Here is a 1,462-nt window from a genome sequence, read left to right as displayed (position 1 = left end):
AACTTAAACATTTTCGGATATTAACAGAACGCTATAGAAATAGACGGAAACGCTTTGGTCTAAGAATGAATTTAATTGCTGGAATGATGAATTGGATGCTCTTAAATTAACTTTCGCAAGAGGTCTATTGGTTTGAGGTTATTAAAAAAAGTGTAGCAACTTGCTACACTTTTTCGCTTTTTTGAATCAGCTGTTTTAAAAAATCTTCTAGTTGTAATAGACTGGCTTCGTCAATTTCCGAGATATTCAGAGAAACCTTAAGCTGTTTTTGATTCAGTTTAATATTCCCCGCAATCTTACCCGCATATTCAATTTTTCTGACCACTGATGTCGTGGTCAGTTTTTCTGGATCCTGACTCAATAATTTTTCAGCATAGGCAGTAACTTTGCTTTGCTCAAGTTTTTTGTCTTTTACTTTTTCCCAAGCCCCGATTAAAGCCGTTTCGGCCTCAGAAAGTTGTTCCAGATGATCCGATAGAAATTTTTTGAATGCAGTTGCAGCAGTACGACCTAGCAGGCCTGGTTCCAGATCAAGGTCATTTAAAATTGCTTGAGGCAGCTTTTCGTACGCTAAATACTTGTACATATCTTCGCGATTTAAACCCAGTGAATTGGCTAAACGTTGCTTGTTTTTCTTTAATTTCTCATCGAGAGAGTTCAGGCCAATAAAAATTTCATAATCTGTCAGATCCTGACGCTTTAAATTTTCTGCCAAGGTTAACAAAGATGCTTCTACATTATTTGCATCAATGATAATGGCTTCAATCACAGACTTACCGAGTAACTGATGCGCCCGTAATCGTCGCTCGCCTGCAATCAGTTCATATTTCAGATTATCCAGTTTACGCACTGTAATGGGCTGCAAGAGGCCGATTTCATTAATAGAATCCGCCAGTTCCTTTAACTGTGACTCTTCAAAGACTTTACGCGGCTGGTTTGGACTGCGGCTGATATCCTCAATAGGGACATTACGTCTAAATTCTTTTAGCTCTTTAATATTGTCTTTCTGTGCTTGCTGATGTTTTTCTGTATTCTGTTTCAGTTTCTGAGCTAAAAGCTCTTTGGTGCTTGCCATAATGCTCTCAGGTTTATACTTTTGCTACAATTTCATTGGCAAGGCTTTCAAAAGCCTTACGTACTTTTGAATTTTTTTCTACTTTCAAAAGTGATTGTTGCAGAATCGCTGCTTGATTGACTTTAGTACTTTGAGGAATGGTGGTTTCTAAAATTTTGCCTACCTGTTTTAAGGCTTCATCCCGAATCAGTTTACAAACATTCTGACGTTCATCATGCTTAATCAGTAAAGCGCCTAAAAGCTCTAAATCTGGATTAATACGTTTGATCTTTTCAAGATGGTTTAAAAGATCTGTTACCCCATACAGTCCATATTGTGATCCGGATTCGATAGGGATAATGACATGGGTTGAAGATGCCAGCGCATTGCTGGTTAATAATTTAAGAC

At 37.7% G+C, this 1,462-nt stretch carries 2 protein-coding genes and 1 pseudogene; 1 reads left to right on the top strand and 2 read right to left on the bottom strand.

Features of this window, described 5'->3' with window-relative positions:
• Positions 1 to 110, top strand: a pseudogene (locus GBN19_RS15360) (IS5/IS1182 family transposase); the annotation flags it as partial.
• A 53-nt stretch (positions 111 to 163) separates the two neighbouring features.
• Here GBN19_RS15360 and GBN19_RS15355 read toward each other — a convergent pair.
• Together GBN19_RS15355 and GBN19_RS15350 are read right to left on the bottom strand one after the other, a co-directional pair.
• Positions 164 to 1,075 carry a ParB/RepB/Spo0J family partition protein gene (locus GBN19_RS15355; RefSeq protein WP_151711071.1) on the bottom strand — a complete coding sequence of 304 codons (912 nt, stop codon included), beginning with the start codon at positions 1,073 to 1,075 and terminating at the stop codon, positions 164 to 166.
• Between the two features lie 13 nt (positions 1,076 to 1,088).
• Positions 1,089 to 1,462: ParA family protein (locus tag GBN19_RS15350; RefSeq protein ID WP_151778696.1), on the bottom strand; the 374-nt coding region annotated here is incomplete at its 5' end.

It is taken from the genome of Acinetobacter brisouii, assembly GCF_008993995.1.
Classification (GTDB): Bacteria; Pseudomonadota; Gammaproteobacteria; order Pseudomonadales; family Moraxellaceae; genus Acinetobacter; species Acinetobacter brisouii_A.
The sequence above is the reverse complement of the archived record's forward strand: the minus strand, read 5'-3'. Positions and strand labels throughout refer to the sequence as shown.

What these genes read in the sequence shown, in the direction of transcription:
- GBN19_RS15355 (WP_151711071.1), bottom strand. Translation starts at nt 1,075, where the DNA reads ATGGCAAGCACCAAAGAGCTTTTAGCTCAGAAACTGAAACAGAATACA.